The organism is Blastococcus carthaginiensis (genome assembly GCF_030731085.1).
Lineage (GTDB): Bacteria > Actinomycetota > Actinomycetes > Mycobacteriales > Geodermatophilaceae > Blastococcus > Blastococcus carthaginiensis.
The window spans coordinates 1-11661 of the sequence record NZ_JASNFN010000022.1 but is presented as its reverse complement, the minus strand read 5'-3'; the positions used below and the strand labels follow the sequence as shown (position 1 = coordinate 11661).

Below are 11661 nucleotides of genomic sequence, written 5' to 3'. Positions count from 1 at the left end.
GGGGGGGCGGGGGGCCCCCCCCCCCCCCCCCCCGGCCCCGGGGCCCCCCCCCCCCCGGGGGCCCCCCCCCCCCCCCCGCCGCTGTCCGAACGCGGATGGCGGCTCACCGTCCTCGGCCTGCACGTGGTGTTCGCGCTGCTGGTGACCATCGCCGTGGTGACCATCGCGCTCTCGCCGTTCGAGGCGCCGCTGGCCGTGCTGTTGGTCCCGCTGGGTGTGCTGGCCGCGGCCTACGCCCTCCTCGGCGCCCCGGCGCTGGTCACCCGCGACGAGCGCCGCGCCAGCGCCTACCTCGCGGTGCTGGTGCTGGTCTTCGGCGTGCTGGCCTGGTTCGAGCCCTCGCTGCTGTTCCTGCTCTTCCTCGGCTACGCGCAGGTGTGGTTCCTCTCCGAGACCGTCACCCGCGGGGTTCTCTGGACGCTCGCGCTCGCCACGGCCAGCACCGTCGGACCCTTCGTGTCGTGGACGCGCGGCGACGAGCCGCTGTCCGGCCCCGCCCAGACGCTGGTCGGCCTGACGTTCAGCCTCGCGATGGGGTTCTGGATCTTCCAGGTGCTCGAGCAGAGCCGGCAGCGCGCCCTGCTGATCCGCGCGCTGGAGCGCACCCGCGCGGAGCTGGCCACCGCGGAGCGCGAGCGCGGGGTGCTGGCCGAGCGGGAGCGGCTGGCCCGCGAGGTGCACGACACCCTGGCGCAGGGCTACACGAGCATCGTCGTCCTGGCGCAGACCGCGGCCGCGCAGCTGCCGGAGGGCGCCGACGCCGCACGCGACCGGCTGGCGCTCATCGAGGAGGTGGCCCGGGACAACCTCCAGGAGGCGCGGGCCGTGGTCGCCGCCTTCGCGCCGGTCGCGCTGGAGGGCTCGACGCTGGTCGAGGCGCTGGCCCGGCTCGCCGAGCGGTTCGGCCGGGAGACCGGGCTGGCGGTGCGGGTGGACACCTCCGCGCTGGACGGCGGGGTCGCGCTGCGCCGCGACGAGGAGGTCGTGCTGCTCCGCGGCGCGCAGGAGGCGCTGACCAACGTGCGCCGGCACGCCGACGCCAGCAGCGTGGCGATCCGGATCTCCGCCGTGGGGGAGGGGGACGCTCGCCACGTGTCGGTGCACGTGGAGGACGACGGCGTGGGCTTCGACCCCGCGCACGCCCGGGGGTCGGGGCTCGACGGGTTGCGCGGGCGGGTGGTCTCGGTGGGCGGTGAGTTGGACGTGGCGTCCTCGCCGGGTGCCGGCACGCGGGTGACGGTGCGGGTGCCCGGCCCGTGATCCGCGTCGTGGTGGTGGATGACCACCCCGTCGTCCGCGGGGGACTGGTCGGGTGGCTGGACGCGCAGGACGACCTCTCGGTGGTGGGGGAGGCGGGTGACGGTCTCGAGGCGTTGGCCGTGGTCGCGGGGACGACGCCGGACGTCGTCCTCATGGACCTGCGCATGCCACGGATGGACGGCGCGACGGCGACGGAGAAGCTGGCCGCGTCGCACCCCGGCGTCCGCGTGCTCGTGCTGACCACCTACGACACCGACGCCGACATCGTGCGGGCGGTCGAGGCCGGAGCGACCGGTTACCTGCTCAAGGACGTCCCGCTGCCCCAGCTCGCGGACGCCGTCCGGGCGGCGGCGCGCGGGGAGACCGTGCTCGCGCCCCCGGTCGCGGCGCGGCTGGTGTCGCGGATGCGGGCGCCGGCGGCCGACGCGCCCACCGCGCGCGAGCTGGAGGTGCTCCGCGGGGTGGCGCGCGGGCTGACCAACGCCGAGATCGGGCGGGAACTGTTCATCGGCGAGGCGACGGTGAAGACCCACCTGCTGCGGGTGTTCGCGAAGCTCGGCGTGGACGACCGGACGCGGGCGGTGCTGGTCGCCGTCGAGCGTGGCCTGCTGCCGCCCCTGGGGCGCTGACGGGGCGGCGTCGGGCGCGGCCCGTTGCCACTCCTGGGGCGTTGACCAGGGCCGGTGTCAAGGCCGTGTCTGCATCTGTGGACAGCCCACTGAGCTGGGGATTCGTGGTGCGACTGTCGTCGATCAGCGGTAGTATTCGCACATGTGTTCGATAGGTGCGGCCGATGCGATCGCCCGGTTGGCCGCCGCGTTGGACGACCTGGCCGCCCAGGACCTGACGGCTGCGTTCGGGCCGCAGCTGATCGACCGGCTGGGCCTCCTGCTGGTGGCCGGTAACCGGCTGACCGCCGAGGTCGCCCGCACCGTCCGCCAGGGCGAGTTGACCGGCGCCGCTGAGCACGACGGGCAGAAGACGATGGCCTCCTGGCTGCGCGGGCACGCCCGGCTGCCGGACCCCGCCGCCAAGCGGCTGGTCGCCGCCGGGCGCGCCCTGGAGGCCCTGCCCGCGGTCGCCGCGGCGGCCGCGACCGGGGCGGTGCCCGCCGAGGCGCTGGCGGTGATCGCCCCGGTGGCCGCACCGGGCAAGCTGGCCGCCGCCGCAGCCCAGGAGGTCGACCTGGCCGGCGTCGATGCCGCCCTGGCCGAGGTCGCCGCCACCCGGCCGCACGAGGAGCTGCGCCAGGTCATGAAGCACTACCTGGCCCGGCTGGACCCCGACGGGCCCGAACCCGACCCCACCGAGGGCCGGTCGCTGACCTTCGTCAAGCACGCCGACGGGTCGCTGTCCTTCCGCGGCCAACTCGACGCCGTGGGCGGGGAGAAGTTCCAGACCGCCGTGGAATCCATCGTGCAGGCCTCCCGGCCCGCCGGGGACCTGCGCACCCGCGCCCAGCAGTCCGCCGACGCCCTCGTCCAACTGGCCGACAACGCCCTGGCCGCCGGCGGTCTGCCGATCCTGCGCACCCACAAACCACACGTCGTGGTCCGAGTGGACCTCGAGGATCTCATCGACCCGGCCGCGGCCGGCCCCGGCGCCGCCCAGACCGGCTTCGGCACCATCATCTCCGCCGCCCGCGCCCGCTGGCTGGCCTGCGACGGCGGCATCAGCCGCATCGTCATCGGCCCCGACGGCGAAGTCCTGGACTACGGCCGCCGCCAACGGGTCTCCCCACCCCCGCTGCGCCGCGCCCTGGAGGCCCGCGACCGCGGCTGCGTGTTCACCGGCTGCCACGCCCCCGCCCACTGGTGCGACGTCCACCACCTCGTCCACTGGATCGACGGCGGCCAGACCAACCTCGGAAACTGCGCGCTGCTGTGCGAACGCCACCACACCAAGATCCACCACGGCTTCACCATCGTCCGCGACGCCGACGGCCGATGGCACACCTACCGCCCCGACGGCACCGAGATCCTCATCCTCCCTCGCATCACCGAAGAACCCGAGCGATCCCGGGCGGGCTGACCGGTCACGCCCGGTCGGCAGCCACGTGCGGGCGTTCCGACCGGGGTCGGGGAACGCCGCCGGCGCGCGCCGGCTCGCCACAGTCCGGCTGCCTGCCATCCGGCTGCCTGGCATCCGGCTGCACGGCTCCTGGCTGCACGGCAGCCGGCGGCTGCGCCTCGGGCACGGCCGGCCGCCCGAAGTGCCAGCCCTGGCCGTAGTCGACCCCGAGGGAGCGCAGCGCGTCGGCCTCCGTCGCCGTCTCGATGCCCTCGGCGACGACGCGAGCCTGCAGCCCGCCGGCGAAGTCCACCAGGGAGCGCACCAGCACGGTGCGCACCGGATCGGTGTCCAGGCCGCTGACGATGCTGCGGTCGATCTTGATGACGTCGGGCGAGGTGACGACGATGTGCCGGAGCGAGGAGAAGCCGGCGCCGACGTCGTCGATGGCCAGGCGCAGGCCCGCCGCCCGGAAGGGGGCGAGGGTCGCGGCGAGGGCGTCGTAGTCCTCGACCGGGTCGTGCTCGGAGAGTTCCAGCAGGATGCGGTGCAGGGGCAGTTCCGCGAGGAGCGCGGCGCACTCCGGCGTCAGGAGTGTGCCGGGGGAGACGTTCATCGCGACGTAGCCCTCGCTGCCGTGCAGGAGGTCGGCGGCGCGGCGCAGGGCGAGGAGCTCGAGCTCGTCACCGAGGCCGATGCTGTGCGCCTCCTCGAACACGACGTCGGGGGTCTTCTGCCACTCGCCGGGGAACCGGCTCAGCGCCTCCGAGCCCACTCGGGCCCCGGTGGCGAGGTCGACGATCGGCTGCAGCGCGACGACCGGTCCGCCGGCGGCCACGAGGGGGAGGAGTCGTCGCTCGATGTCCGTGCGCCGGTGCTCCTCCTTGACCTGCGGCTCGATGATCACCGAGGCGGCGGACGCGAGGACGTCCATGAGCGCCTGGTCGCGCTTGCTGAGGTCCTTGTCGGAGGTCAGCCCCGCGGCGCAGAAGGTGCCGTAGAGGGTGCCGTCGGACAGCGTCACCGGCACCGAGACGAAGCTGCGGATCCGCGGCATGCGCGCGGCCGGCAGCTTCATCGCCTCGGGGAAGTCCTTGAGGTTCGGGATCACCGCGGGCAGTTTGCGGTCCAGGACCGCCTGGCACAGCGTCGTCTCCTGCGCCTGGGTGACGCCCTCCTGGAACAGGAAGGGCACCGACGACTCGACCACCTCGAGGTGCTGGCTGGTGCCGTCCAGCCGCGACAGGAACGCCACGGAGAGGCGCAGCGACTTCTTGGCCGTCTGCAGGAGGTCGGCGATCTGCTGCTCGGTGTCCGTCCGGTGCTTGCCCACACCTCCGTCGTCGGCCGATGCGACCGGCTGCTGGAGCGGGCGCCTCACCCGGAGGGGGGAGGCGCCCGCGGGGGCGTCAGCCCAGGGAGGCGGTGAAGGTCACGCTGTCGGCGGACACCGTGGTGCACTCCATCGACAAGGGACCGGCCCCGACGGTCTGGCCCTCGGTGCAGGAGACCTCCTGGTTGCCCACGCTGAAGGTCGCCTCGCCGTCCTGGACGCCGCCGAAGGACACCGTGGTGCCGAGGATCTCGACCGACTCGGAGTCCGCGCCGAGCGTCACCGAGCAGGAGGTCCCGGAGCAGTCGACGGCCTCGCCGACGGCGCCCGCGGCCGAGCTCGCCGTCGACGCGGCGGCGCCGGTGTCCTCGAGGACGGACGTGCCCGTGTTCGGCTCGGTACCCGAGCATCCCGCGAGAGGGCAGAGCAGCACTGCACCCGCGGCGAGCGCCCCGCGGGTGAGCCTTCGCGTGTGTGTGGTGGCCATGATTCGAGGCTAGGTCGGTCGCTACCACGCCGCGCCGCAGCGGCCGGAACGTCACGCGACTGTGACCTGGGTCACTTGATCGTCGTCAGGGCCTGAGGAGGACGCCGGTGCCCCCGGCCTCGACGGTGATGCGCTCCTCGCCGATGTCGACGTCGGTCAGCTCCTGGCCGAACGGGAGCGGGTCCATGGGGATGACGACGGTGAAGCGCTGCCGCAGCAGCAACCGGCTCGCGTCGTCCAGGAAGGTGGCGGTGTCCACCTGCGTGGGCTGCACCGCGAGGTCCCCGTCCTCGGCCTCGATGACGGCTCGCGCTGAGGCGGAGAGCCGGCGCCCGAGGATTTCGACCGACCCGGTCAGCAGCGCCTCCCCGTCCGGTCGCCCGTCCAGGCGCACCGGACGCCCCGTCGCTTCCAGGTAGGTGTTCAGGTCCTCGTAGGTCAGCGTCGCCACCTCGCGGGTCCGCTCCAGGTAGACGGTGTCGATGTCCTGGGTGAGCAGGTCGTGGAACGGGACGTGGACGCCGGTCAGCTCCGCTTCCACGCGCTCGATGCGCAACGGGCCGGCGCGCAGGTCCTCGACGACGATCTCCACGCGCTCGTACCGCCCGGCGACCAGCTGGGGCAGGAAGAACGCCCCGTGCACCTCCACCTCCGGCGGGGTGAGGACGCCGGTGGCGAGCTGGACGTTGCGCGCCAGCAGGCCCTCCGCCGCCCAGCGGGCCAGCCGGTCGGCGCCCCACAGCAGCAGGAGGACGCCGACGGCCACGCTCGCGGCCAGGAGCAGCGTCGACCGTCGCGGCCGTCGCACCGTCCACCTCTGCGTCGCGGTGCTCATCGCCCGGCGGTCTCCAGGGTCTGCTCGCCGACCCGCCGGCCGCTGGGGGAACGGGCCGCGGTCTCGGCGGTGTCGCGCAGCTCCTCGCGCGAGACCACCTCGGTGCGGATGCGGTGGCTGGGCCAGCTGGACCATCGGCCGAGGAGCGTGAGCAGCGCGGGCGTGAGCACCGGCCGGACGAGGAAGGTGTCGATCAGCAGGCCGACGCTCATCGTGAAGGCGATCTGCCGGAAGGTGTCCAGCGGGATGATCGCCACCATCGCGAACGTCGTCGCGAGGATCACCCCGGCGGCGCTGATCGCGCGCGCGGTGGCGGGCATGGCCAGCGCGATCGCCTTGCTCAGCGGCAACCGGTTCGCGGCCTCCCAGATGGAGCCGACCGCGAAGACGTTGTAGTCCGAGCCGAGTGCCAGCAGCAGGACGGCGGTGGCGAAGGGCACGTAGAAGGTCAACCCCGGGTCGTCGAGCCACCCTTGGAACACCAGCACGGTCAGGCCCATGGCCGCGGCGACGCTCAGGGCGCTGGTGAAGAGCAGGGCGATGGGGGCCACCAGCGCCCGCAGGTAGAAGACGAGCACCAGCAGTTCCACGACGAGCGCCGCCAGCAGCGTGTACCGGAGGTTGTCCCGCGTGATCTGGGCGAGCTCGGCGGCGATCGCGGTCTGACCGGTCACCAGCACCTCCGCGTCACCGAGCCCGGCGTCCGCGAGCAGCGGGTCCAGCCGGTCCTCCAGGCGCCGCAGGTCGGCGATGGCTCCCGCGGCCAGCGGGTCGCTGTCCAGGACGACGACGAAGCGCGCGGCGTCGCCGTCCTGGGAGAAGACGACCCCGTAGCTGTTCGGGAGCGGGTTCTGGGCCGGACCGAGCACCGTGGCGACGCCGGGCTGGGCGGCGAGCGCGCGCTGCACGGACTCCAGCGCGGCACGGTCCTCGGCGATCCCCGGTCGCTCGAGGATGATCTCCGTGGGCGCCACCACGCCGCGGACGCCGGCCTCCTCGAGCACGGCGGCGCCGCGGCTGACGGGGTCGTCGCTGGGCAGGCCGCCGGTGAACGACAGGTCCAGGCGCAGCGAGCCGAGCGGGAGGGCGGCCACGACCAGGACGGCGGTCCCGAGCAAGGCCGCCACCGCCGCGCCGCGGCGGCTGACGACGATCCGGACCAGCGGACCGGCACCGCGGGTCGAGGGCTCCCGCCGGGGGCGCGCGGAGCGGGGCACGAACAGCCACCGGCCGAGGATGGCGAGCAGTGCCGGCACGAGGGTCAGGGAGACGACGACCCCGATGACCACGGTGAGCGACAGGGCGGGCCCGAAGGCACGGAACAGCTCGTAGTCGGCGGCCAGCAGCGCGGCCGTCCCCGCCGCGACCGTGATGCCGGCGACGGCGATGATCGGGCCCTCGACGGCGACGGCGGCGCGGGCCGCCTCGAGGCGTGGCAGGCCCCGGTCGAGCTCCCGGCGCAGCCCGGAGAAGAACAGCACGCAGTAGTCGGTGATCACGCCGATGAGCAGGGCGGCGATCAGCGGTTGCACCTGGTCGGGCAGGGAGAAGCCGAACCCCGCGGCCAGCACCCCCAGGCTGCGGATGGCGACCAGGTAGCCGAGCCCGGCCGTGAACAGCACCACGAAGGGGGCGACGACCGACCGGAAGACCAGGCCCACCACGACGGCGATGAGGACCAGTGTGGCGACCTCGAACACGTGGATCCGGGACTGCAGGTAGGACACCTGCTGGATCTGGGCCGGGACGACGCCGGTGACGTAGGTCTGCACGCCGGGCTGGTTCTCGAAGTGCGCGGCGTACTGGCGGGCGAGCGCCGTCGTCTGGGACAGGGACGTGAACGGCGTGACGTAGAGGTAGGTGACCGCGGTGTCGGAGGTGCCGGTCGGGATCGGGACGGCGGCGGCGATGTTCCCGCGGCCGTAGGGCACGGTGCCGTCCAGGTAGTTCTGGGTGAACGACAGGGCCCAGAGCGCCACGTCGGCGCGCGTCAGCACGCTCAGGCCGCCCGGGTCGTGCACCACCACCGAGGTGTCGGACAGCACCGGGAGCCGGAACAGCCGCAGGCTGCGCTCCTGCGCCTGGACGACGGGGCTGTCGGACGGGACCAGCGAGCCGATGCCGCCGCCGCCGCTCGCCGTGGGCAGGGCCGCCGAGACCCACACGGTGATCAGGATCCAGGCCAGCACGACGAACCAGCGGGCCTTCACGACGGTGCTGCGGTAGGCGGCCGCGAGCAGGCGGAACGGTCCCGCCGCGCGCGTGGGCTGCCGACCGCCGGTCATCATGCCGGCGGTGGGGGAGACGTCGTCCGACCGTGCACCTGGCCTCCACCCTGGCCGATCCCCGGTTGGCACCGCACGCGGAGGGTAACCGGGGGCGGACGCGCCTGCCCGGCGAGCGGAGGTCCGACCATGACCGAACCCGGCACGAGGTCACCGGTGCCCCAGGAGGGGTGGCGGCGGGTGCTGCGGTGGTGGGGACGGGCCGGCGCCTTCCTGGGCGGCCTGGTCGTGGGCGTCGTCCTCGTCGGGTTGCTGAGCGAGGGCAACGTGCTCGTGGCGGCGCCGGTGCCGACGAACCCGGACGCCGCGCTGCCGGCGTTCCCGGACCGCGGGGCGGGGGAGGAAGGCGGAGCGACGGGGCAGGTGACGATCGACGACGACTGCCTGCGCGCCGTCAACGCGGCCCAGGACATCGCCCAGCTCATCGACGAGCTGGGCGAGGCGATCGCCGACTTCAACGCCACCCGGCTCGACGAGATCGTCCGCGAGCTGCAGCCCCTGCAGCGGCGGCTGCAGACGAGCATCGACGCCTGCGAGGTGGAGGCCGGGACGCCGGAGGCCCCGTCCGGAGCCGTGCCCACGGGCGCAGCGCCGCCGACGGGCTCCGTCGCACCCGAGAGCCCCGACACGACCGACTGACCGGCGCGGGCCGCGGCGGGCACGGGACTCCGGCCGCGGGCGCCGTAGGCTGGTATCCCGTGAGTCTCACCATCGGGATCGTCGGCCTGCCCAACGTCGGCAAGTCGACGCTCTTCAACGCCCTGACCAAGAACGACGTCCTCGCGGCGAACTACCCGTTCGCGACGATCGAGCCGAACGTCGGTGTGGTGGGCGTGCCGGACGAGCGGCTGGCGAAGCTGGCCGAGATCTTCGGCAGCCAGAAGATCATCCCGGCGACGGTCTCCTTCGTCGACATCGCCGGCATCGTGCGCGGCGCCAGCGAGGGCCAGGGGCTGGGCAACAAGTTCCTGGCGAACATCCGCGAGAGCGACGCGATCTGCCAGGTCATCCGCGTCTTCACCGACCCCGACGTCGTGCACGTCGAGGGCAAGGTCAGCCCCGCCGACGACATCGAGACGATCAACACCGAGCTCGTGCTGGCCGACATGCAGACGTTGGAGAAGGCGATCCCGCGGCTGGAGAAGGAGTCGCGCAAGGACAAGGACCGCAAGGCTTTGCACGACGCCGCCGTCGCCGCGCAGGAGGTGCTCGACAGCGGCAAGACGCTGTTCTCCGCCGGCGTGGACCCCGAGCCGCTGCGCGAGCTGACACTGCTCACGACCAAGCCGTTCCTCTACGTCTTCAACGTCGACGCCGACGAGCTCGGCAACGCCGCCGTGCTCGACGAGCTGCGCGCGCTGGTGGCCCCGGCCGAGGCGATCTTCCTCGACGCGCAGACCGAGTCGGAGCTGATCGAGCTGCCCGCCGAGGAGGCCGCCGAGCTGCTGGAGTCGATCGGGCAGAACGAGCCGGGCCTCGACCAGCTCGCGAAGGTCGGCTTCCGCACCCTGGGGCTGCAGACCTACCTCACCGCCGGACCGAAGGAGGCCCGCGCCTGGACGATCCCGGTCGGCGCCACCGCCCCGCAGGCCGCCGGCGTCATCCACACCGACTTCCAGCGGGGCTTCATCAAGGCCGAGATCGTCAGCTACGACCAGCTGGTCGAGGCCGGCTCCATGGCCGAGGCCAAGTCCAAGGGCTGGGTGCGCATGGAGGGCAAGGACTACGTGATGGCCGACGGTGACGTCGTGGAGTTCCGCTTCAACGTCTGACGGCTGCTAAACCTGCTGCTCAGACGCCTGTCAGCGTCGTCCGGTCCGCAGAGAGTCCGCAATATCGTCGAGTGCTGCGGATATCAGACCGTCCGTGGCGGCCCGGGTGCGGTCCTCCGCGTCGGGCCACAGGTGTCCGTAGGGCTCCAAGTCGTCCCCCCCAAGGCGTGTCCGAGGCTCGGTGACGAGCCACTTCGCGGACATAGGCGGGTTCACAGGGCGGGGCAACACCGACCTTGGACGAGGGGGTGTAGTCGGCCGAGAACTTCCATCCGGTTGTCGGACCTGTCTGCCGCGCCCCTGGCATGTGGTTCACCTCAGGGGCGCCCAGTCGCGGCGCCACGACAGTGGGCGGCGTCAGGTCGGCGACGATACGTGCGCCGTCCTGGCTAGAGAGCTAGGGACTGCTGCACGAGTAGGTGACATCTGATCTGTGGTGCCGCGAGGCGCCGCTGGAAGGATGTTCGCCGTGCCCAAGCCCTACCCCAAGGAGTTTCGCGACGACGTCGTGAGCGTCGCTCGCAACCGTGAGCCGGGCCAGCACCTGAAGCAGATCGCGGCTGACTTCGGGATCAGCGAGTCGTGTCTGACGAACTGGATGAAGGCTGCCGACGTCGACGAGGGCGTCAAGCCCGGGACCACCGCGGCCGAGAACGTCGACCTGCGTGAGGCCCGCAAGCGGATCCGGCTGCTGGAGCAGGAGAACGAGGTCCTGCGCCGGGCAGCGGCCTACCTGTCCCAGGCGAACCTGCCGGGAAAATGATCTACCCGCTCGTCCGTGAACTCGCCGTCGACGGGATCCCCGTGACGGTGACGTGCCGGGTTCTGAAGATCGCCCGCCAGCCCTACTACCGGTGGCTGGCCGCCCCGGTCACGACCAGCGAACTGGTCGCGGCCTACCGGGCCAACGCGCTGTTCGACGCCCACCGCGACGACCCCGAGTTCGGCTACCGGTTCCTCGTCGATGAGGCCGCTGCCAGCGGGCAGCCGATGGCCGCACGCACCGCGTGGGCGATCTGCGCGGCCAACCGCTGGTGGAGCGCGTTCGGCAAGCCGCGCCGGGGCAAGAGCGGCCGGCCCGGACCTCCCGTGCACGACGACCAAGTCCAGCGGGTGTTCACCGCGGCCGGACCCAACCAGCTGTGGTTGACCGACATCACCGAGCACCGCACGGCCGAGGGCAAGCTCTATCTGTGCGCGGTCAAGGACGTGCACTCCAACCGGATCGTCGGCTACTCCATCGACTCACGGATGAAGTCTCGGCTGGCCGTGACCGCGATCGAGAATGCCGTCGCCCGGCGGGCCGCCGACGGTGCCGAGGTCGCCGGCTGCATCGTGCATTCGGACCGCGGATCGCAGTTCCGCAGCCGGAAGTTCGTCCAGGCCCTCAACCGGCATCAGCTGTCCGGGTCAATGGGCAGGGTCGGTGCAGCCGGGGACAACGCCGCCATGGAGTCCTTCTTCGCGCTGCTGCAGAAGAACGTGCTCGACCGCCGCTCCTGGGCCAGCCGCCAGCAGTTGCGCATCGAGATCGTCACCTGGATCGAACGCACCTACCACCGCCGACGTCGGCAAGCCGGCCTCGGTCGACTGACCCCCATCGAGTACGAGACCATCATCTACACACCGGCAGCTCAGGCCGCCTGACCCAACCTGTCACCGATCCGTGCAGCAGTCCC

Annotated in this window: 10 protein-coding genes; 6 read left to right on the top strand and 4 right to left on the bottom strand. The window is 72.8% G+C overall.

Annotated features, from left to right (window positions below; all coding sequences use genetic code 11):
• Positions 1 to 123: 123 nt before the first annotated feature.
• The 3 genes from QOZ88_RS16720 (at position 124) to QOZ88_RS16710 (ending at position 3291) form a co-directional block, all read left to right on the top strand.
• A complete protein-coding gene (locus QOZ88_RS16720; protein WP_306000857.1) occupies positions 124 to 1260 on the top strand; it encodes a sensor histidine kinase in 1137 nt (378 codons plus the stop codon).
• Complete coding sequence (locus QOZ88_RS16715; RefSeq protein WP_306000856.1) at positions 1257 to 1889, top strand: response regulator transcription factor; 633 nt, start codon at positions 1257 to 1259, stop codon at positions 1887 to 1889. Before QOZ88_RS16720 ends, QOZ88_RS16715 begins: the two co-directional genes overlap by 4 nt.
• Before the next feature lie 142 nt (positions 1890 to 2031).
• A complete protein-coding gene (locus QOZ88_RS16710) occupies positions 2032 to 3291 on the top strand; it encodes an HNH endonuclease signature motif containing protein (protein WP_319946897.1) in 1260 nt (419 codons plus the stop codon).
• Between the two features lie 4 nt (positions 3292 to 3295).
• On the opposite strand, the gene QOZ88_RS16705 is transcribed toward QOZ88_RS16710, so the two are convergent.
• From QOZ88_RS16705 to QOZ88_RS16690, 4 genes are all read right to left on the bottom strand, one after another.
• The gene (locus QOZ88_RS16705; RefSeq protein WP_306000855.1) at positions 3296 to 4651 is read right to left on the bottom strand and encodes a sensor domain-containing phosphodiesterase; all 1356 of its coding nucleotides are present in this window, start codon (positions 4649 to 4651) and stop codon (positions 3296 to 3298) included.
• A gap of 28 nt (positions 4652 to 4679) precedes the next feature.
• Complete coding sequence (locus QOZ88_RS16700; RefSeq protein WP_306000854.1) at positions 4680 to 5090, bottom strand: hypothetical protein; 411 nt, start codon at positions 5088 to 5090, stop codon at positions 4680 to 4682.
• Between the two features lie 85 nt (positions 5091 to 5175).
• The gene (locus QOZ88_RS16695) at positions 5176 to 5898 is read right to left on the bottom strand and encodes an LmeA family phospholipid-binding protein (RefSeq protein WP_306000853.1); all 723 of its coding nucleotides are present in this window, start codon (positions 5896 to 5898) and stop codon (positions 5176 to 5178) included.
• Between the two features lie 23 nt (positions 5899 to 5921).
• Entirely contained in the window at positions 5922 to 8210 is a 2289-nt protein-coding gene (locus QOZ88_RS16690; RefSeq protein WP_306000852.1) for an MMPL family transporter, read from the bottom strand.
• Positions 8211 to 8339: 129 nt separating this feature from the next.
• On the opposite strand from QOZ88_RS16690, the gene QOZ88_RS16685 reads away from it, so the two are divergent.
• The 3 genes from QOZ88_RS16685 to QOZ88_RS16675 all read left to right on the top strand — a co-directional run bounded on the left by QOZ88_RS16685 (position 8340) and on the right by QOZ88_RS16675 (position 11629).
• Complete coding sequence (locus tag QOZ88_RS16685; protein ID WP_306000851.1) at positions 8340 to 8849, top strand: hypothetical protein; 510 nt, start codon at positions 8340 to 8342, stop codon at positions 8847 to 8849.
• Positions 8850 to 8908: 59 nt separating this feature from the next.
• Positions 8909 to 9982, top strand: a complete 1074-nt coding sequence (gene ychF, locus QOZ88_RS16680; protein ID WP_306000850.1) for a redox-regulated ATPase YchF — start codon at positions 8909 to 8911, stop codon at positions 9980 to 9982.
• 469 nt (positions 9983 to 10451) lie between these two features.
• Positions 10452 to 11629, top strand: a protein-coding gene (locus QOZ88_RS16675; protein ID WP_305998280.1) for an IS3 family transposase whose coding sequence is annotated in 2 segments (ribosomal slippage) — positions 10452 to 10736 and positions 10739 to 11629 — 1176 coding nt in all. Because the reading frame shifts where the segments join, the coding sequence is not laid out codon by codon here.
• Positions 11630 to 11661 lie beyond the last annotated feature (32 nt).

Bases quoted from the DNA above. Each gene is read 5' to 3' on its own strand.
- QOZ88_RS16690 (WP_306000852.1), bottom strand. From the start codon at position 8,210: ATGACCGGCGGTCGGCAGCCCACGCGCGCGGCGGGACCGTTCCGCCTG.
- QOZ88_RS16685 (WP_306000851.1), top strand. From the start codon at position 8,340: ATGACCGAACCCGGCACGAGGTCACCGGTGCCCCAGGAGGGGTGGCGG.
- QOZ88_RS16700 (WP_306000854.1), bottom strand. From the start codon at position 5,090: ATGGCCACCACACACACGCGAAGGCTCACCCGCGGGGCGCTCGCCGCG.
- QOZ88_RS16710 (WP_319946897.1), top strand. From the start codon at position 2,032: ATGTGTTCGATAGGTGCGGCCGATGCGATCGCCCGGTTGGCCGCCGCG.